The sequence below is a fragment of the Pseudomonas sp. SWRI77 genome (assembly GCF_014269105.1).
Taxonomy (GTDB): domain Bacteria; phylum Pseudomonadota; class Gammaproteobacteria; order Pseudomonadales; family Pseudomonadaceae; genus Aquipseudomonas; species Aquipseudomonas capeferrum.
This window is the reverse complement of the sequence record NZ_JABWRV010000011.1, coordinates 96239-115489: the sequence shown is the minus strand read 5'-3', so window position 1 is coordinate 115489 and position 19251 is coordinate 96239. Positions and strand designations below refer to the sequence as shown.

General features: G+C 64.5%; 13 protein-coding genes. 11 read left to right on the top strand and 2 right to left on the bottom strand.

Annotated elements, in window-relative coordinates; all coding sequences use genetic code 11:
- Positions 1-136: 136 nt before the first annotated feature.
- The 11 genes from HU766_RS13170 (at position 137) to HU766_RS13120 (ending at position 15875) form a co-directional block, all read left to right on the top strand.
- Positions 137-1966 (top strand): extracellular solute-binding protein, encoded by a 1830-nt coding sequence (locus tag HU766_RS13170; RefSeq protein ID WP_202883658.1) that lies wholly within the window; start codon positions 137-139, stop codon positions 1964-1966.
- Positions 1963-3798: an extracellular solute-binding protein gene (locus HU766_RS13165; protein WP_186657354.1), complete on the top strand. Its 1836-nt coding sequence runs from the start codon at positions 1963-1965 to the stop codon at positions 3796-3798. The genes HU766_RS13170 and HU766_RS13165 overlap by 4 nt, the downstream gene beginning before the upstream one ends.
- Before the next feature lies 1 nt (position 3799).
- Positions 3800-4873, top strand: coding sequence for a microcin C ABC transporter permease YejB (locus HU766_RS13160; RefSeq protein WP_033699217.1), 1074 nt, complete (start codon positions 3800-3802; stop codon positions 4871-4873).
- A gap of 1 nt (position 4874) precedes the next feature.
- Positions 4875-5894 (top strand): ABC transporter permease, encoded by a 1020-nt coding sequence (locus HU766_RS13155; RefSeq protein ID WP_033699218.1) that lies wholly within the window; start codon positions 4875-4877, stop codon positions 5892-5894.
- 1 nt (position 5895) lies between these two features.
- Positions 5896-7506 carry an ABC transporter ATP-binding protein gene (locus tag HU766_RS13150; RefSeq protein ID WP_047581242.1) on the top strand — a complete coding sequence of 537 codons (1611 nt, stop codon included), beginning with the start codon at positions 5896-5898 and terminating at the stop codon, positions 7504-7506.
- A 27-nt stretch (positions 7507-7533) separates the two neighbouring features.
- Positions 7534-7647 (top strand): di-heme oxidoredictase family protein, encoded by a 114-nt coding sequence (locus HU766_RS13145; RefSeq protein ID WP_238338610.1) that lies wholly within the window; start codon positions 7534-7536, stop codon positions 7645-7647.
- A gap of 117 nt (positions 7648-7764) precedes the next feature.
- Positions 7765-8280, top strand: a complete 516-nt coding sequence (locus tag HU766_RS13140; RefSeq protein ID WP_156310922.1) for a sigma-70 family RNA polymerase sigma factor — start codon at positions 7765-7767, stop codon at positions 8278-8280.
- A complete protein-coding gene (locus HU766_RS13135; protein ID WP_186657351.1) occupies positions 8277-9242 on the top strand; it encodes a FecR domain-containing protein in 966 nt (321 codons plus the stop codon). Before HU766_RS13140 ends, HU766_RS13135 begins: the two co-directional genes overlap by 4 nt.
- A 96-nt stretch (positions 9243-9338) precedes the next feature.
- The gene (locus HU766_RS13130) at positions 9339-11816 is read left to right on the top strand and encodes a TonB-dependent siderophore receptor (protein ID WP_186657336.1); all 2478 of its coding nucleotides are present in this window, start codon (positions 9339-9341) and stop codon (positions 11814-11816) included.
- Positions 11817-12022: 206 nt separating this feature from the next.
- Complete coding sequence (locus HU766_RS13125; protein ID WP_186657332.1) at positions 12023-14947, top strand: aminotransferase; 2925 nt, start codon at positions 12023-12025, stop codon at positions 14945-14947.
- Between the two features lie 22 nt (positions 14948-14969).
- On the top strand, positions 14970-15875 hold the full coding sequence (locus HU766_RS13120; protein WP_033699229.1) for a LysR family transcriptional regulator: 906 nt from the start codon (positions 14970-14972) through the stop codon (positions 15873-15875).
- A gap of 15 nt (positions 15876-15890) precedes the next feature.
- Here the strand turns inward: HU766_RS13120 and HU766_RS13115 are convergent, their stop codons facing one another.
- Both HU766_RS13115 and HU766_RS13110 read right to left on the bottom strand, forming a co-directional pair.
- On the bottom strand, positions 15891-16586 hold the full coding sequence (locus HU766_RS13115) for a response regulator (protein WP_186657329.1): 696 nt from the start codon (positions 16584-16586) through the stop codon (positions 15891-15893).
- The gene (locus HU766_RS13110; protein WP_186657326.1) at positions 16583-19237 is read right to left on the bottom strand and encodes a sensor histidine kinase KdpD; all 2655 of its coding nucleotides are present in this window, start codon (positions 19235-19237) and stop codon (positions 16583-16585) included. Before HU766_RS13110 ends, HU766_RS13115 begins: the two co-directional genes overlap by 4 nt.
- Positions 19238-19251: the final 14 nt, after the last annotated feature.

Genomic DNA, 19251 nt, shown 5'->3' with positions numbered 1-19251 from the left:
TTCGCGACGCAAGGCCGCTCCTGCAGGTTTAGCTTTCCTCAAACGATCAACCGCCTTCAAAACCTCTCTTTTTCCAACCCCACCAAGCTGTTACTGTACTCGATCAAAGCCCAACGCCTCTGGATCGGATGCCGACTTGATACGTCCCCTCCTGCTGTCACTCAGCCTGGCCTTGAGCTTTCCCGCCGTCGCGATGGTGAGCGAAAGCCACGGATACGCGCAGTTCGGCATGCTCAAGTACCCAGCCACATTCACCCACTTCGACTGGGTCAACCCGCAAGCGCCCAAAGGCGGCACCTTGCGGGCCATGGCATTCGGTACCTTCGACACGCTCAACCCTTACACCTTCAAGGGTTCGAGCCCGATTACCACACCGAACTTCCAGCAGTACGGCATCAGCGAACTGAACGAACCGCTGATGATCGGCACCGGGCAGTACGACCCCTCGGGCGACGAACCCACCTCCAGCTACGGCCTGATCGCGCGCTCGGTGGAGTACAGCGAAGACCGCAGCTGGGTGGTGTTCAACCTGCGCCCGCAGGCACGCTTCCATGACGGCCGCCCGATCACCGCGGCGGACGTGGCGTTCTCCTATCGCACGCTGCTCAAGGATGGCCACCCCATCTACCGCACCAACCTGCAAGAAGTGCAGCGGGTGGACATCCTCGGGCCCCTGCGTATTCGCTTTGTCTTCAAGCGTGCCGGCAACCCGCTGCTGATCCTGCGCCTGGGTGAAATGCCGGTGTTGCCCAAGCACTACTGGCAAGGCCGCGACTTTAAGGCCACCACCTTCGAGCCGCCACTGGGCAGTGGGCCCTATCGCATCACCCAGGTGTTGCCTGGGCGCCGCCTGGTGTTCGAGCGGGTAAAGAACTACTGGGGCAAGGACCTTGCGGTCAACCGCGGCAAGTACAACTTCAACCGGGTCGAGTACGAGTTCTACCGCGACGCCACCGTGGCGTTCGAGGCGTTCAAGGCCGGTGAGTTCGACATCTACATCGAGCACCAGGCAAAGAACTGGGCCAATGGCTACAACTTCCCGGCGGTACGCCGTGGCGATGTGATCAAGGCGCAAATCCCGCACCGCATCCCAACCCAGACCCAAGGCCTGTTCATGAACAGCCGCAGGGTAGCCTTCAGCGACCCCCGAGTGCGCCAGGCGCTGGGGCTGATGCTCGACTTCGAGTGGACCAACCGCGCCCTGTTCAGCAGCGCCTACCGCCGCTCGACCAGCTACTACCCCAACAGCGAATTCGCCGCCACCGGCCTGCCCACCGGCAAGGAGTGGCTGTTGCTGGCACCGTTCCGTGACCAGTTGCCGGAAAAACTGTTCAGCGAACCCTACAAAGTCAGCCAGACCGACGGCCGCGGCATCAATCGCCAGACCCTGCGCCAGGCCCTGAGCCTGCTCGGCGAAGCCGGCTGGAAGCTGAACGGCCAGCGCCTGGTGGACAGCAAAGGCCAGCAACTGCGCCTGGAGTTGCTGCTGGTTAACCCCAACCTCGAACGCATCCTGCAACCTTATGTCGAAAATCTGTCCAGCATCGGTATCGACGCACGCTTGCGTACCGTGGACCGCGCCCAGTACAAACAACGCCTGGACCAGTTCGATTTCGACATGATTCTGATGACCCTGAACCAGACCTTGAGCCCCGGCCTCGAACAGTGGCTGTACTTTCACTCAAGCCAGGCCGCGACCAAAGGCAGCAAGAACTATGCTGGGGTCAAGGACCCGGTGGTCGACCATCTGCTCGACACCTTGCTCGCCGCGCGCACCCGCGATGACCAGGTGGCCGCCGCCCGTGCCCTGGACCGCGTGCTTTCATGGCAGTACTACATGATCCCCAACTGGTACCTCGACAATCACCGCCTGGCCTACCGCAACCGGTTCGCCTTTGTCACCACGCCGCCCTATACCCTCGGGCTGAACAGCTGGTGGATCAAGACTTCGGAGAAAGCCCAATGATGCCAACGCACCGCCTGCGCCGGCTGGCCGGCAGCCTGCTGCTGGCCTGCCTGAGCCTTCCGGCCCTGGCCGCGCCGCAACACGCGCTTACGCTCTACGACGAGGCGCCCAAGTACCCGGCCAACTTCCAGCACTTCGACTACGTCAACCCGGATGCCCCCAAGGGCGGCACCTTCCGCCAGTCCAGCTTCGGTGGCTTCGACAGCCTCAACCCGTTCATCAACAAGGGCGTGTCGGCCGAGAACATCAGCGTCATCTACGACACGTTGATGCGCCAGAGCCTGGACGAGCCGTTCACCGAATACGGCCTGGTCGCCGGCAAGATCGAAAAGGCCCCGGACAACAGCTGGGTACGCTTCTACCTGCGCCCCGAAGCGCGCTTCCATGACGGCCACCCGATGCGCGCTGAGGATGTGGTGTTCACCTTCAACACCCTGATCAAGGACGGCGCACCGCTGTACCGCCAATACTACGGCGACGTCGCCGAAGTGGTCGCCGAAGACCCGCTACGGGTGCTGTTCAAGTTCAAGCACCAGAACAACCGCGAACTGCCGCTGATTCTGGGCCAACTGCCGGTACTGCCCAAGCACTGGTACGAAAGCCGCGAGTTCAACCGCGGCAACCTGGAAATCCCCCTGGGCAGCGGCCCGTACAAGGTCGCCGAGGTCAAGGCCGGGCGCACCATCCGCTACGAGCGGGTCAAGGACTACTGGGCCAAGGACCTGCCGATCAACCGCGGCCAGTTCAACTTCGATGCCATGACCTTCGACTCCTACCGCGACACGGCCGTCGCACTGGAGGCATTGAAGGCCGGGGCGTTCGACTATGCGCTGGAGGTCAGCGCAAAAAACTGGGCCACCGCCTACAACGTCCCGGCGGTCCGCGATGGCCGCCTGATCAAGGAGGAGCTGCCCAACGGCAACCCCACCGGCATGCAGGGCTTCATTTTCAACCTGCGCAAACCGGTGTTCCAGGACATCCGCGTGCGCCAGGCGCTAAGCCTGCTGCTGGACTTCGAGTGGACCAACAAGCAGCTGTTCAACGGTGCCTACACCCGTACCGGCAGCTACTTTGAAAACTCCGACATGGCCGCCCGGGGCGTGCCCACGCCTGACGAGCTGAAAATTCTCGAACCGCTGCGCGGCAAAGTGCCCGAGCAGGTCTTCAGCGAGGCTTTCCGCAACCCGGTCACCGACGCCAGCGGCATGATCCGCGAACAGCAGCGCCAGGCCTACAAGCTGCTGCAGGACGCCGGCTGGAAGATCGTCGACGACAAGATGGTCGACACGGACGGCAAGCCGGTGTCCATCGAGTTCCTGCTGGCACAGACCGAGTTCGAGCGCATCCTGCTGCCGTTCAAGCGTAACCTCGCCGACCTGGGCATTGACCTGAACATCCGCCGGGTCGACGTTTCGCAGTACATCACCCGCCTGCGCTCACGCGACTTCGACATGATCGTCGGGGGTTACCCGCAGTCCAATTCGCCGGGCAACGAACAGCGCGAGTTCTGGTCCAGTGCCGCTGCCGACAACCCTGGCAGCCGCAACTTCATCGGCCTGCGCGACCCGGCCATCGACCAGTTGGTAGAGCGGCTGATCAATGCCGAATCACGCCAGAGCCTGATCAACCATGCGCGCGCGCTCGACCGGGTACTGCTGTGGGGCTACTACGTGATCCCCAACTGGCACATCAAGACCTGGCGCGTGGCCTACTGGAACCACATCGGCCACCCCAAGGTGTCGCCCAAGTACGACATCGGCATCGACACCTGGTGGATCAAGCCCGGCGTGACCCCGGCTGTCAGCGACGCCACCCCGGCCGAGGCCAACTGAGATGCTGGCCTATATCCTGCGCCGCCTGCTGCTGATCATCCCGACCCTGTTCGGCATCCTGGTCATCAACTTCATCATCGTCCAGGCCGCGCCTGGCGGCCCGGTCGAGCAGATGATCGCCAAGCTCGAAGGCTTCGAAGGCGCCACCAGCCGCATCGCCGGTGGCGGTGCCGAGGTCTCCGTGGCCGGCTCCAGCTACCGCGGCGCCCAGGGCCTGGACCCGGCATTGGTGGCCGAGATCGAGCGCATGTACGGCTTCGACAAATCGCCGCCCGAACGCCTGTGGATCATGGTCAAGAACTACGCCCAGCTGGACTTCGGCGACAGCTTCTTCCGCGATGCCAAGGTCATCGACCTGATCATCGAGAAGATGCCGGTGTCGATCTCGCTGGGGTTGTGGAGCACGCTGATCATGTACCTGGTGTCTATCCCCCTAGGCATCGCCAAAGCCGTGCGCCACGGCAGCCACTTCGACGTCTGGACCAGCTCGGCGATCATCGTCGGCTATGCCATCCCGGCGTTCCTGTTCGCCATCCTGCTGATCGTGCTGTTCGCCGGCGGCAGTTACTTCGACTGGTTCCCGCTGCGCGGACTGACCTCGAACAACTTCGACGAGCTGTCCACCACCGGCAAGGTGCTGGACTACTTCTGGCACCTGGTACTGCCCATCACCGCGCTGGTCATCGGCAACTTCGCCACCATGACCCTGCTGACCAAAAACAGCTTCCTCGACGAGATCAACAAGCAGTACGTGGTCACCGCCAAGGCCAAGGGCCTGAGCCGCTCCCGGGTGCTGTACGGGCATGTGTTCCGTAACGCCATGCTGCTGGTGATCGCCGGCTTCCCTTCGGCCTTCATCGGTATCTTCTTCACAGGCTCGCTGCTGATCGAGGTGATCTTCTCGCTCGACGGCCTGGGCCTGATGAGCTTCGAGGCGGCGATCAACCGCGACTACCCGGTGGTCTTCGGCACCCTGTTCATCTTCACCCTGCTCGGGCTGGTGGTGAAACTGATCGGCGACCTGACCTACACCCTGGTCGATCCACGTATCGACTTCGCCAGCCGGGAGCACTGACATGGCCTTGTCCCCTCTCAACCGCCGGCGCTTCGAGCGCTTCAAGGCCAACCGCCGAGGTTGGTGGTCGTTGTGGCTGTTCCTCATCCTGTTCGGCCTGAGCCTGGGTGCCGAGCTGATCGCCAACGACAAACCGATTGCCGTGCGCTACGACGGCGAGTGGTACTTCCCCGCCTTCAAGCGCTACCCAGAGACGACCTTCGGCGGCGAATTCCCGCTGGAAGCCAACTACAAAAGCCCGTACATCCGCGAGCTGCTGGCCAACAAGGACAGCTTCGTGCTGTGGGCGCCGATCCCGTTCAGCTACCAGAGCATCAACTACGACCTCAAGGTGCCGGCGCCGGCCCCACCTTCGGCGGACAACTGGCTGGGCACCGACGACCAGGGCCGCGACGTGATGGCGCGAGTGATCTACGGCTTCCGCGTTTCAGTGCTGTTCGCCCTGACGCTGACCATCCTCAGCTCCATCATCGGCGTCATCGCCGGCGCCCTGCAGGGGTTCTACGGGGGTTGGGTGGACCTTGCCGGCCAGCGCTTCCTGGAAATCTGGTCGGGGTTGCCGGTGCTGTACCTGCTGATCATCCTCGCCAGTTTCGTGCAGCCCAACTTCTGGTGGCTGCTGGGGATCATGCTGCTGTTCTCGTGGATGAGCCTGGTGGACGTGGTGCGCGCCGAGTTCCTGCGTGGCCGCAACCTCGAATACGTGCGCGCCGCCCGCGCCCTGGGCATGCGCAACGGCGCGATCATGTACCGGCACATCCTGCCCAACGCGATGATCTCGACCATGACCTTCATGCCGTTCATCCTCACGGGCGCCATCGGCACGCTGACCGCCCTGGACTTCCTCGGCTTCGGCCTGCCCGCCGGCTCGCCGTCGCTGGGCGAGCTGGTCGCCCAGGGCAAATCCAACCTGCAGGCGCCGTGGCTTGGCATCAGTGCTTTCGCCGTGCTGGCGGTGATGCTGAGCTTGCTGGTGTTCATCGGTGAATCCGCCCGCGATGCCTTCGACCCAAGGAAATGACATGAGCGAACACAACCTGATCGAAGTGCGTGATCTTGCGGTGGAGTTCGTCACCGGCGAGCAGGTCAACCGCGTGGTCGACGGCATCAGCTTCGACATCCGCAAGGGCGAGACCCTGGCCCTGGTCGGCGAGAGCGGCTCGGGCAAGTCGGTGACCGCCCACTCGATCCTGCGCCTGCTGCCCTACCCCCTCGCCCGCCACCCCAGCGGCAGCATCCACTACGAGGGCAAGGACCTGCTGCAGCAGAGCGAGAAGGCCCTGCGGCATATTCGTGGCAACCGCATTGCGATGATCTTCCAGGAGCCGATGACCTCGCTGAACCCCTTGCACTGCATCGAGAAGCAGATCAACGAGATCCTCTTGCTGCACAAGGGCCTGACCGGCAAGCAAGCCACCGCACGGACCCTGGAACTGCTCGAGCTGGTGGGTATTCCCGACCCCCACAAACGCCTCAAGGCACTGCCCCATGAACTGTCGGGCGGCCAGCGCCAGCGGGTGATGATCGCCATGGCGCTGGCCAACGAGCCGGAGCTGCTGATTGCCGATGAACCGACCACGGCACTGGATGTGACCGTGCAGTTGAAGATTCTCGACCTGCTCAAGGAACTGCAGGCGCGGCTGGGGATGGCGCTGCTGTTGATCAGCCATGACCTCAACCTGGTGCGGCGGATCGCCCACCGCGTGTGCGTGATGCAACGTGGGCAGATTGTCGAGCAGGCCGATTGCGCGACGCTGTTCAGTGCGCCGCAGCATCACTACACGCAGATGCTGATCAATGCCGAACCAAGCGGCCAGCCTGCCCACAACCCGGTCGGTGCGCCGTTGCTTGAAGTGGATGACCTCAAGGTCTGGTTCCCGATCAAGAAAGGCTTCTTGCGGCGCACGGTCGACCATGTGAAGGCGGTGGACGGCATCAACTTCAGCTTGCCCCAGGGGCAGACGCTGGGGATTGTCGGTGAGAGTGGCTCGGGCAAGTCGACACTCGGGCTGGCCATCTTGCGGTTGATTTCAAGCCAGGGCGGCATTCGCTTTCATGGCCAGCACCTCGAAGGGTTGAACCAGAAGGACGTGCGCCCGCTGCGGCGGCAGATGCAGGTGGTGTTCCAGGACCCGTTCGGCAGCCTGAGCCCACGTATGTGCGTGGCGGACATCGTGGGCGAAGGGCTACGGATTCACCGTATCGGTACGGCTGAAGAGCAAGAGGCGGCGATCATTGCGGCGCTGGAGGAAGTGGGGCTGGACCCGCGCACCCGGCACCGTTACCCCCACGAGTTCTCCGGCGGCCAGCGCCAGCGCATTGCGATTGCACGGGCGCTGGTGCTGAAGCCGGCGTTGATTCTGCTGGATGAACCGACGTCGGCGCTGGACCGGACGGTGCAGCGGCAGGTGGTGGAGTTGCTGCGCAGCCTGCAGCAGAAGTACAACCTGACCTACCTGTTCATCAGCCACGACCTGGCAGTGGTCAAGGCGTTGAGCCATCAGCTGATGGTGATCAAGCAGGGGCAGGTGGTGGAGCAAGGGGATGCGCAGGCCATCTTCCATGCGCCGCAGCATGCGTATACGCGGCAATTGCTGGAAGCGGCGTTTTTGGAAGTTGATACATCAGGCTGAGGTTTCGAGGCGGCGCTGTTCAAGCCTTTGGAGGAGGCCATTGTCTGGCATGGCGGTGAGGCCGAAATAGCCCGGCAACGCTACGTAGCGCTCGGTGCCCAGGCGCGCCAGGCGATTCGTGCGTTTCTTCAATCGCTGTAGGGCAGCGACCCGTTCGTGGAGGGCAAAGACACATTCGTCAGCGGCGCGGCGCTTGCAAAGCAACCACAGGCCGCACGACAATAAGATTCATTACCACTCGCGAACTATTCCATCACCATGTCCGCCAACGATCTATCCCTGCATAGCGCCGTCAACGACCTGTACTGCGAGCACCACGGCTGGCTCAATGGCTGGCTGCGCAAGCGCCTGGGCAATGCGTTCGATGCCGCCGACCTGACGCAAGACACCTTCGTGCGGGTGATCAAGGCACGCAGCGCGCTGGACATTCGCGAGCCGCGCCCCTACCTGTCGAGAATCGCGAAAGGCCTGTTGATCGATCTGATCCGCCGGCGTTCACTGGAGCAAGCCTACCTGGAGGCCTTGGCTACCCTGCCCGAAGCGCTGCAGCCTTCGCTGGAGGAACAGGCGATTTTGTTGCAGGCACTGGTGGAAATCGACCGCCTGCTGCAAGGGCTTGGCACCAAGGTCAAGCAAGTGTTCATGCTGTCGCAGTTCGATGGCCTGACCTACCCGCAGATTGCCGAGCAACTGAACATCAGCGTACGCAGCGTCAACAACTACATGGCCAAGGCCATGGAGCATTGCTGCTTGATGCAGTTGCAACAGGCATGAGCCTTTCGCCTGCCGAGTTGCAAGCCATCAGCGTCGCCGCCCGCTGGTACGCAAGGCTTCATTCGGGCATCGCAACCGATGCCGACCGCCGCGCCTGGAACGACTGGCTGGTTGCCGACCCGGTTCACCGCCAATCCTGGCAACGCATGGCCGCCGTGGCCGAGCAGATGACAAGCGTGCCCGGCGCCCTGGCGGCACCTGCCCTGCGCGGTGCCGAGCGCTCTCGGCGCCAGTTGCTGCGCAGTGTGGTCGTGCTAGTGCCGGCGACGTCGCTGGGCTGGCTGGGTTGGCGCAGCGACACTGCCCAGCAACAGTTTGCCGACTACCGCACCGCCGTCGGTGAACGCCGTACATTTCGCCTGGCCGATGGCAGCTCGCTGCTGCTCAACACCGACACATCGGTGAACCTCAAATACGACGGCCAGCAACGGGTGCTGGAACTGCTGCGCGGTGAGATTCTGGTCACCACTGCTGTGGACCCCGCGCAACGGCCGTTCACGGTGCGCACCCGGCATGGCCAGGTACGCGCGCTGGGCACGCGCTTTATCGTGCGCGCCCAAGCGCTGGGCGGTGAAGTGGCGGTCCTCGAAAAAGCGGTGGAAGTCAGGGCGGCCAGCGGTGCTCTGGCCGTGCGTGTGGAGGCTGGGCAATCCATTGCCTTTTCTGACCGCTCGGTGGGGGCACTACGGCGCAACGACGCGTCTGTGGGGGCTTGGCAGCAAGGCAGCATCATTGCCCTCGATCGCCCCTTGGCCGAACTGCTTGCCGACCTGTCGCGCTATCGCACCGGGGTGCTGCGCTGCGACCCGCGCATTGCGCAATTGAAGGTCTCGGGCGCATTCCCCATCGATGACACCGACCGAGCGCTGGCGGCGCTGGAAAGCGGCTTTGCGCTGCGCGTCACGCGCTTCAGCCGTTTTTGGGTCAACGTGTCACCCCCTGACAGCCCACTGGCGCTGTGAGTTGAAAAAACTTCCGGCGCTTTTGCACTTTTTGTTCGCATCGTTCGGCTCATCCCCCAATGGGATTCATTGATCGTTTTCTGGGGGAGGATTGGCATGTCTGGAGTGTTCAAGCGTGGTCGTCTGGCGACGGCGGTAAAAATCGGGCTGTTGGCGGCAACCACTGCGGGTGCCTGGCCCATGATGACGTTCGCGGCACAGGTGCCGGTGCAGCAGAACGGCGTCAGGACGTTCGACATTGCCGGGGGCAGCCTGACCGAAGTGCTCAGCCGCTATGCCAGTGCAGCGGGGGCTGCGCTGTCGTTCGATGCCAAGCAGACCGACGGCTTGCACAGCGCAGGGCTCAAAGGGGCATTCGGTGTCAGCGAAGGCTTCACCCAGATTCTGGCAGGCAGCGGCCTGCAGGCCGAGCCGCAGTCAAACGGTACCTATGTGCTGCGGGCCGTGCCGTCTTCGGGTTCGGCGATGGAGCTGGGGGCCACCAACATCACCAGCCAGGTGCTGGGCGCGACCACTGAAAACAGCGGCTCGTACACCACCGGCGGGGTGACCATCGGCAAGGGCGAGCACTCGCTGAAAGAGACGCCGCAATCGGTCACGGTGATGACGCGCAAGATGATGGACGACCAGAACCTGTACACCATCGACCAGGTCATGGAGAAGACGCCGGGCATTACCGTGTACGACTCGACCATGGGCGGCAAATACTTCTACTCGCGCGGGTTCCGCATGTCGGGCCAGTACCAGTACGACGGCGTGCCGTTGGACATGGGCAACCTGTATGTCCAGGCCGACAGCTTCAGCAGTGACATGGCGTATTACGACCGGGTCGAAGTGCTGCGCGGCGCTGCAGGCATGATGAAGGGCTCGGGCGGCACCGCAGGCGGGGTGAACTTCGTGCGCAAGCGTGGCCTTGCCGACGCGCATACCGACATCACCTTGTCCGGTGGCAGCTGGGACAACTACCGCGGGCAGATCGACACCGGCGGCCCGCTGAACGCGGCCGGCACCCTGCGTGGCCGGGCGGTGGTGGCCGAGCAGAGCCGGCACTATTTTGTAGACGACGCCAACCGCAAGGACCAGGTGTATTACGGCGCGCTCGACTTCGACCTGAGCCCCGACACGACCCTGGGGCTGGGCATTGCCTATGAAGATGTCGACGCCAACCCGTGCTGGGGTGGCCTGCCGCGCTACAAGGACCGCAGCGACCTCAACCTCAGCCGCTCGACCTGCCTCGACCCCTCGTGGAACACCTGGCGCAGCAAGCGCACGACCGTGTTCAGCGACCTCACCCACCAGGTCAATGAAGACTGGAAGCTCAAAGTTGCCAGTGTTTATACAAAGAACACCCAGGACATCAAGTACGCGTTCGCTTCGGGCGCGGTAACGCCCGGCATCGACACCACCGGCATGCTGGGCAGCATGTATGACTACGACCAGGTCGACTACGGCCTGGACGCCTACCTGGATGGCAAGTTCGACGCGTTCGGCCAGCAACATGAACTGGTGCTGGGCATGAACGCCAGCCGCTCGAACAAGGACGACTTTTACTCGGTGGCGTTTCTGCCGCAGCGCCAGAATGTGTTCAACCCCGACAAGTTCATCCCCGAGCCCGATGACAGTTACTTCATCGAAAACTCGTCGCGCGGCGGGCCGGTCAAGAGCAAGACCACGCAAAAGGGCCTCTACTCGACCCTGCGCTTGAAACTGGCCGACCCGTTGACCGTGGTGGTCGGTGGCCGGGTGAGCTGGTACGACTCCAAGACGGATTCCGTCTTCATCAGAAGCGGTGAATCGCAGCCCTCCAACACCCGTGAGACCGGGCAGGTCACACCATTTGCCGGCGTGCTGCTGGACCTGAACGAGAACCTGACGGCCTACGCCAGCTACTCGGACATCTTCACCCCGCAAGGCAACTACCGGGCAGAAGACGGCTCCACCCTCAAACCACTGGTGGGCCAGAGCTATGAGCTGGGGATCAAGGGTGCCTGGTACGACGGCCGTTTGAACGGCGCCTTCAACCTTTTCCGCACCATTCAGAAAGACCAGGCGCAAACCGACTTCAACTCGTCTTGCCCGTCATCCGATGGTTATTGCTACGTGAACGCCGGCCGGGTGCGTGCCCAAGGGTTCGAAGCCGAGCTCAGCGGTGAAGTGATCGAGCGGCTGCAGTTGCTGGCGGGGTACACCTATACCCAGACCAAGACGCTGGATGATATCGACAGCAGTTTGAATGGCGCAGCGTTCAACAGCTATGTGCCTCGCCATGTGTTGCGCTTGTGGGGTGAGTACACCTTGGGGGGGGCATTGGAGCGGGTCAGCATTGGCGCCGGGGTGAATGCGCAAAGTGACAACTTCCGGCTTTCGCCGGCCAGTGGCGAGAAGATCAGCCAGGCGGGCTATGCGGTGTGGAATGGGCGGATCGGGTACCGGATCGATGAGACCTGGTCGGTGGCGCTTAACGGCAACAACCTGTTCGACAAGCGCTATTACGCCAGCATCGGGACAGAGACCTTTGGCAACTACTATGGGGAACCGCGTAATTTCATGGTGTCGGTGAAGGCCAGCTTTTGAGGTGAGGTGAAGGCTACAAGGGCATGTCGTTAGATTAGCAGCGCCTATGAGATCGAGCGCCGCGCGGGCGGCGCTCGATCTCATAGGCGCTGCTAATTTTTTGACATGCACCTCATCATCAAAAATTCTGACAACAATCGTCTTCCATCATCAACCAAAACGGGCATAAATTCCCTACCGCCTCCCAGCACCAACGGTAGCCCCCAATGCCCAGCCAAAACCCAGCCGCCCCTGCCCTGGCCACCCTGATCCAGCGCTCCGCCATGCCCAGCCCCTCGCTAAGCGAAGCCCAGGCGCACGCCTTGCTGCAGACCCATTACAACCTGGCTGGCAACCTGACGTCGCTGGGCAGCCAGCAGGACCTGAACTTCCGCCTGGATTCCCCCCAAGGCCGTTTCGTACTCAAGGCCTGCCACGGCAGCTACGCCCAGGTCGAACTGGAAGCCCAGCACGCCGCCTTGGCCTACCTGCGTGAACAGGGCTTGCCCGTACCCGCAGTACGCCCCGCACAAACCGGCCAAGCGCTGCTGGCACTGGACATCGCCGGCCAACCACTGCGCGTACGCCTGCTCGACTACATCGACGGCCAGCCGCTGACCCGCCTCAAACACATGCCACCACGCCTGATGGCCGAACTGGGCGGGCTCTGCGCACGGCTGGACAACGCCCTGGCCGACTTTGACCACCCAGGCCTGAGCCGCACCCTGCAGTGGGATCCGCAGCACGCCCAGGCACTCATCCAGCACCTGCTGCCCGTGCTACAGGACGCAGGCCAACGCGTCCGGGTCGAGCAAGCCACCCAACTGGCCGCTGCGCACCTGGCACCGCTGGCCGACCAACTGCCCTGCCAGGCCGTGCATCTGGACGTGACCGACGACAACGCCGTGTGGGCCCGCGATGGCGAGCGCCAGTGGCAGTTGCAGGGCGTGATCGACTTCGGCGACCTGCTGCGCACCTGGCGCATCGCCGACCTGTCGGTGACCTGCGCTGCGCTGCTGCACCATGCCGAAGGCGACCCGCTGCGCGTTCTGCCGGCGGTGCGTGCCTACCAGGCGCTCAACCCGCTGAGCGAGGCCGAACTGCGGGCCCTGTGGCCGTTGGTACTCAACCGCGCCGCGGTGCTGGTGCTGAGCAGCGAGCAACAGCTCGCCATAGCGCCGGGCAATCAGTACATCCGCAACAACATCGCGCATGAATGGGAAATCTTCGACACCGCTACCGCCGTGCCTTTCGCGTTGATGGAGGCGGCTATCCTGCAAGCGGCCAATCTTCAACCCGGCAAGCCCGAGCTGGCCGGTTGTGCACCCCTGTTGCCCGAACTGGTCGGCCAGCCGGTCGCACGCCTCGACCTGGGCGTGCTCAGCCCGCACTGCGAAGCGGGCAACTGGGAGCAGCCAGGTTTCGATCAGCACCTGCTGGCCGCACAACCGACCCCGGCGAGCACGCTGCATGGCCAGTATCGCCTGTCACAAACCCATATCGACCGCCCCGAAGAACCTGCCACCTGCGCGCTGGGTGTGGAGTTGCAGGTGCCGAACGGCACCCTGCTGCAGGCACCCGAGGCCGGCACTTGGCAGCGTCATGGCGATGGCCGCGGCTGCCTGCACACGCCGCATTGGGCCTTGTGGCTCACGGGTCTGGAAGATGCCCCGGTGGATGGCCAAGCCGTAGCAAAAGGTCAACCACTGGGTAGCAGCCATGGCGTGCTCAGCGTTCAGCTGTGCCTGGATAACGCTACCCGCCCTCCCTTCTTCGCCACGCCCTCCCAGGCCGCAGCCTGGCTGGCGCTATGCCCGTCGCCTGCCGCGCTGCTAGGCGTTGACTGCGACGCCGAAGCGCTGCCCGACCCGCAGGCGCTGCTGGCACGCCGCGACGCAAGCTTCGCCCGCTCGCAGAAGCACTACTACGCGCAACCGCCGCATATCGAACGCGGCTGGCGCAACTACCTGGTCGACATGCAGGGCCGTTCGTACCTGGACATGCTCAACAACGTTGCCGTGCTTGGCCATGGCCACCCACGCATGGTGGCCGAGTCGGCGCGGCAGTGGTCGCTGCTCAACACCAACTCGCGCTTCCATTACGCCGCCATCGCCGAGTTCTCCGAACGCCTGCTCAAACTGGCGCCGGAAGGCTTCGACCGGGTGTTTCTGGTCAACAGCGGCACCGAGGCCAACGACCTGGCCATCCGCCTGGCCTGGGCCTACAGCGGCGGGCGCGACCTGCTCAGCGTGCTGGAGGCCTACCACGGCTGGTCGGTGGCCACCGACGCCATATCAACGTCCATCGCCGATAACCCGCAGGCACTGGAGACCCGGCCAGACTGGGTGCACCCGGTCGAGGCGCCGAACACCTTCCGTGGGCGTTTTCGCGGTGCCGACAGCGCCGCCGACTACCTGCGTGACGTCGATGCCAAGCTGGCCGAGCTCGATGGCCGAGGCCGTCAGCTGGCTGGCATCATTTGCGAGCCGGTGTACGGCAATGCCGGCGGCATCTCGCTGCCCGCGGGCTATCTGGCCGACGCCTATGCCAAGGTGCGCGCCCGGGGCGGCGTGTGCATCGCCGACGAAGTGCAGGTCGGTTATGGCCGGCTGGGCGAGTACTTCTGGGGCTTTGAGGAACAAGGCGTGGTGCCCGACATCATCACCATGGCCAAGGGCATGGGCAACGGCCAGCCGCTGGGCGTGGTGATCACCCGGCGTGAGATAGCCGAGGCGCTGGAGGCGCAGGGCTACTTCTTCTCGTCGGCGGGGGGTAGCCCGGTCAGTTGCCGCATCGGCATGGCGGTGCTGGACGTGATGCAGGAGGAAGGGCTGTGGGACAACGCCCGCGACACCGGGCGCTATTTCAAGGCACGCTTGCAGGCATTGGTCGACAAGCACCCGCTCGCCGGCGCAGCGCATGGCTCGGGCTTCTACCTGGGCCTGGAGCTGGTGCGCGACCGGCAGACGCTGGAGCCGGCGACCGAGGAGACCCTGCTGCTGTGCGATCGCCTGCGCGAGCTGGGCATCTTCATGCAACCGACCGGCGACTACCTGAACATCCTCAAGATCAAACCGCCGATGTGTACCACCCAGGCGAGCGTGGACTACTTTGTCGACAGCGTGGACCGTATCCTGTCGGAAGACTTGTAGCCCGCCAAGGAGGGTTCTGACGATGGCCTTTACCAGCGACTCTCTTGCAGTCTTTCTGGCGGTACTGGAGGCAGGGTCGTTTTCTGCAGCCGCACGCAAGCTGGGGCGCGTGCCTTCGGCCGTGAGCATGGCCATCGCCCAGCTGGAAGCAGAACTGGACCTGGCCCTGTTCGACCGTGCCACACGCAAAGCCTTGCCGACCAGCGCAGCACTGGCGCTCGAACCGCAGGCCAGGCAGGTGATCTGCCAGCTCAACTTGTTGGACGCCCAGGCCCTGCAACTGCACAAGGGGCTGGAAAAACGCCTGACCATCGCCATGGCGCCCGAGCTGCAGACCGGCCGCTGGAGCCAGCCCCTGGAAACCCTCGCGCAGGAATTCCCCAGCCTTGAGATCGAAGTACGTTCGGCCACCCAAGCCGAAGCCATACGCTTGCTGCACGACGGCAGCGTGCAGTTGGCCCTGGTATTCGAACGGCCCGGGATCGATGAGCGCGAGTCGTTTCTTGAAGCCGGCAGCCAACTGCTGGTGGCCGTTGCTTCACCGCGCCACCCCGCCGGGCGCAACAACGGCACGCCGCTGCCGGAAGAGGCATTCGCCGAGCAACGGCAAATCATCGTGGCCTCCGGCAAAGCCACCGGCTCCGACCCGCGCATGGTGCTGTCGCGGCGGATCTGGCTGACCGACAGCTACCTGGCGACGCTGGACCTGGTGCAATCCGGCCTGGGTTGGGCCTACCTGCCGCAGCCGCTGGTTGAGCCGTTGATTGCCTCGGGCGCATTGGCCGAGGTGCGCTTCGACAACATGGCCAGCCGGTTACGCTTGTGGGTCGACATCATCTGGGTCAAACCGCGGCCCTTGGGCCTGGGCGCGCGGCGCTATCTGGAGGTCATGCGCCAGCTGTTCGAAAAAGAGCCGCCCAGGGCCTGATGCCACGCCGTCCGCTCACGGGCCTGGCGCTACCAGCCTGTAGCCCACCCCCGCCTCGGTGATGATGAACCGCGGCGCCATTGGGTCATCCCCGAGCTTCTGGCGCAGATGCCCGACCACGATGCGCAGGTAGTGGGTATCGTCGACATGGGTCGGCCCCCAGATGTCCTTGAGCAACTGCTGCTGGGTAATCACCCGGCCCGGGTGCCCGGCCAACTGGGCCAGCAGCGCATACTCCTTGCGCGTCAACGCGACCTCCACGCCCTCCAGGGTTACCCGGCGGAAGGCGAAGTCCACGGTCAACGGCCCGAAACTGGCGGCCACCTCACCGCCACCGGCCTGCGGCACCTGGCGCAACAGGGCACGCACCCGCGCCAGAAACTCCTGAATGCCAAACGGTTTGGTCACATAGTCATTGGCCCCGCCGTCCAGTGCATCGACCTTCTGCACCTCGCTGGCACGCACCGACAGCACCAGCACCGGCACCGCGCTCCATTCGCGCAACTCACGCAGTACCTGCTGGCCGTCCATGTCCGGCAGGCCGAGATCGAGCACCACCAAGTCGGGTTTACCCAATGCGGCTTGCGCCAGGCCCTCGCTGCCGGTGGCAGCTTCGAGCACCTTGTAGCCTTGGGACATCAGGCTGATACGCAAGAACTTGCGGATCTGCGGCTCGTCGTCGATAACCAAAAGGGTGGCGGGTTGGCTCATGGGGTTTCGCTTTCAGCTTCGGGTTGAGGGGGCAGCGGCAAGCATAGAGTGATGCCGGTGCCCTGGCCATCGATGCCGTCACCCACCAGGATCTGCCCGCCATGGGCGCCAATCATGCCCTGGCAGATGGCCAGGCCCAGGCCGGTGCCCTGCCCGCCTCGATCTCCACGGGCGGCGGTGTAGAACATGTCGAAAATCTTCTCCCGCTCCGCCAAGGGGATGCCGGGGCCCTGGTCGCGCACGGCCATGTGCAATTTCGCGTCCACCACCGACACCTGCAGCTCCAGCCGACCGTTGGCCGGGGAGAAGCGTGCGGCGTTCTCCAGCACATTGACCAGCGCCTGCTCGATCAATGCCGCATGGACAAACAGCAACGGCAACTCGGTCGGCACCAAGGTGTGCACGCGCAATGGCGCCAGCACCACACGCAGGCGGTTGAGCGCGCTGCCGACGATGTCTACGGGGGCTACCCAGTCACGGGCAAGCTTGAGGCCGCCGTGGCCCAGGCGGGTCATGTCGAGCAAGTTCTGGATGTAGCGGTCCAGGCGCTCGGCCTCGTCACGCGTGCCTTCCAGCAGTTCGCGCCGGTCTTGTTCGGGGATCGCCTCGCCCAGCGCCAGCAAGCTGTCGATACTGCCGCGCATGGCGGTCAGCGGCGTGCGCAGGTCATGGGACACCGACGCGAGCAAGGCGCTGCGCAGCTGTTCGGTTTCGCCGTGCAGGCGCGCGGCCTCCAGTTGTTCGGCCAGCCGCGCGCGGGCCAGCGCCTGGGCCAGCGGCTGGCCCAGGGCCGTGAGCAGGCGCCGGCGCGGGTCGCTGAGCGGGTCGCCAGTGCGCGAGCGCACGCCGAGCAGCGCCAGCGGCTGATCCTCCACCGCCAAGGGCCACCACCACCAGCGGCCATTGGGCAAGGTATCGCTGCCCTGGCCCGCTGCCTGACCGTGTTGCCAGGCCCAGTCGGCAGCGGCCCGTTCGTTGTCGCTCAGTGCGTGGGCTTCGCCACTGGCGACGCGCAACAGGCCCTCGGCATCACGTTCGAGCAGGCATACGTGCAGGTCCTGCCAACCGTCCAGGTGCTGGCCGGCGGCGTTGAACACTGCCTGGCGGTCGGTGGCGACGGTCAGCCGACGCGACAGGTCGAGCAGTTGGCTGGTTTGCGCCTGGGTTTCGCGCAGTGCCTGCAGCTGGCGGCGCTGACGGGCCGCCAGGTTACCCGTGAGGGCGGCCATGAGCAGAAAGAACACCAGGGTTAGCACGTCTTCTTCGCGCTGGATGCTGAAGGAGAAATTCGGCGGGATGAACAAGAAGTCGTACGTCAGGAACGACAACGCCGCACACGCCAGCGCCGGCCCCAGGCTGCTGCGCACCGCCACCAGCAACACTGCAGCAAGAAACACCAAGGAGATATTAGGCAGCGCCAGCACGCTCGACACCGCCCAGGCCAGGCCGGCCGCCATGACGGTGGCCAGCAGGGCCAGCAGATAATGCCGCCACACCCACACACGCTTGACCGCCGAGCGGGCCGGTTGCGGCTGGGCATCGCGGTCGAGCACGTTGATTTCCAGCCCATGGCTTTCGCGCAATAGCCGCGCCGCAACCCCCGCCCCCAACAGGCGTCGACGCAGGCGATCGCGCGACTGCCCCACCAGCACCAGGCTGGCCCGGCGTTCGAGCGCATGCTGAATCAACGTGCGCGCCACTTCGCCGGCCCGCAACAGCACCACTTCGCCCCCCAGGCGCTCGGCCAGTTGCTGCGCAGCCTGCAAGCGCTGACGCGCCGCCTCGTCACGCAGGCGACCGTTGTCCACGTGCACCAGGCTCCAGGGTAAGTGACGGCGCTGAGCCACCCGGCTGGCATGGCGCACCAGGCGTTCGGCCTGGTCGTCGCCATCGACGCCAACCAACAGCCGCCCGCGCAAGGCAGGGGCTTCCTGGCCGCGCTGGCGATAGCCGTGGGCCAGGTCGGCATCGACCTGGGCGGCGGCCGTCTGCATGGCCAGTTCACGCAGGGCGGTCAGGTTGGTCTGCGAGAAGTACGCATCGATGGCCGCCCGCGCCTGCTCCGGCACGTACACCTTGCCTTCGCGCAGGCGTTCGAGCAGCTCGCGGGGCGGCAGGTCGATCAGTACCAGTTCGAAAGCTTCCTGCAGCACCCAGTCCGGCAGGGTTTCACGCACCTGCACGCCGGTGATGTCGCGGACCTTGTCGTTGAGGCTCTCCAGGTGTTGCACGTTGACGGTGGTGTAGACGTCGATGCCGGCGGCGAGCAGTTCCTGCACGTCCTGCCAGCGCTTGGCATGGCGGCTGCCGGGTGCGTTGGTGTGCGCCAGCTCGTCGACCAGGGCCAGGGCTGGCGCCGCGCTGAGCAGGCCGTCCAGGTCCATTTCTTCAAGCGTGACGCCGCGGTAATCGCTGCGCAGCAGTGGCTGCTGGGGCATGCCGCCGAGCAGCGCTTCGGTTTCGGCGCGGCCGTGGGTCTCGACCACCCCGGCCAGCACCTGCACGCCCTGGCGTTGCTGGGTGTGGGCGGCTTGCAGCATGGCGTAGGTCTTGCCCACCCCGGGTGCGGCGCCGAGAAACACTTTCAGCCTGCCGCGCCCAGCGCGCGGCAGGTTGGCCAACAGCGCGTCTGCGCGGGCGGAATCACTCATGTGTCATCCTTCAA

Bases quoted from the DNA above. Each gene is read 5' to 3' on its own strand.
- HU766_RS13165 (WP_186657354.1), top strand. From the start codon at position 1,963: ATGATGCCAACGCACCGCCTGCGCCGGCTGGCCGGCAGCCTGCTGCTG.
- HU766_RS13160 (WP_033699217.1), top strand. From the start codon at position 3,800: ATGCTGGCCTATATCCTGCGCCGCCTGCTGCTGATCATCCCGACCCTG.
- HU766_RS13155 (WP_033699218.1), top strand. From the start codon at position 4,875: ATGGCCTTGTCCCCTCTCAACCGCCGGCGCTTCGAGCGCTTCAAGGCC.
- HU766_RS13150 (WP_047581242.1), top strand. From the start codon at position 5,896: ATGAGCGAACACAACCTGATCGAAGTGCGTGATCTTGCGGTGGAGTTC.
- HU766_RS13140 (WP_156310922.1), top strand. From the start codon at position 7,765: ATGTCCGCCAACGATCTATCCCTGCATAGCGCCGTCAACGACCTGTAC.
- HU766_RS13135 (WP_186657351.1), top strand. From the start codon at position 8,277: ATGAGCCTTTCGCCTGCCGAGTTGCAAGCCATCAGCGTCGCCGCCCGC.
- HU766_RS13130 (WP_186657336.1), top strand. From the start codon at position 9,339: ATGTCTGGAGTGTTCAAGCGTGGTCGTCTGGCGACGGCGGTAAAAATC.
- HU766_RS13125 (WP_186657332.1), top strand. From the start codon at position 12,023: ATGCCCAGCCAAAACCCAGCCGCCCCTGCCCTGGCCACCCTGATCCAG.
- HU766_RS13120 (WP_033699229.1), top strand. From the start codon at position 14,970: ATGGCCTTTACCAGCGACTCTCTTGCAGTCTTTCTGGCGGTACTGGAG.
- HU766_RS13115 (WP_186657329.1), bottom strand. From the start codon at position 16,586: ATGAGCCAACCCGCCACCCTTTTGGTTATCGACGACGAGCCGCAGATC.
- HU766_RS13110 (WP_186657326.1), bottom strand. From the start codon at position 19,237: ATGAGTGATTCCGCCCGCGCAGACGCGCTGTTGGCCAACCTGCCGCGC.